Origin of the sequence: Micromonospora sp. SL4-19 (assembly GCF_047921475.1) — a bacterium.
Taxonomy (GTDB): Bacteria; Actinomycetota; Actinomycetes; order Mycobacteriales; family Micromonosporaceae; genus Micromonospora.
In genome coordinates this window covers 1-335 of sequence record NZ_JBLROB010000104.1, presented here as the reverse complement: position 1 = coordinate 335, position 335 = coordinate 1, and the positions used below count along the sequence as shown (strand labels likewise).

Here is a 335-nt window from a genome sequence, read left to right as displayed (position 1 = left end):
TGAACCGCCCCGGGGCTGGTAGAGACCTCTTTGCTTGAGAGGATCTGACCATGCCGAAGCAGTACCCGAGAGACCTGCGGGAGCGGGCGGTGTGTCTGGTGCTGGAGCACCGGGGCGACTACACCACCGAGTGGGAGGCGATCGGATCGATCGCTGCGAAGCTGGGCATTGGGTCGGCTGAGACGCTGCGTAAATGGGTCCGGCAGGCCGAGGTCGACGCTGGGCAGCGTGCCGGGGTCACCAGCGACGAGTCAGCGGAGCTGCGCCGGTTGAAGCGGGAGAACGCCGAACTGCGGCGGGCGAATGAGATCTTGAAGGCCGCGTCGGCTTTCTTT

1 protein-coding gene is annotated in these 335 nt (G+C 65.7%); it reads left to right on the top strand.

Annotated features, from left to right (window positions below):
- Nucleotides 1-50 precede the first annotated feature (50 nt).
- Nucleotides 51-335, top strand: a 285-nt coding sequence (locus ACNAVT_RS31875) for a transposase (protein ID WP_416301715.1), incomplete at its 3' end; no start/stop codon positions are given.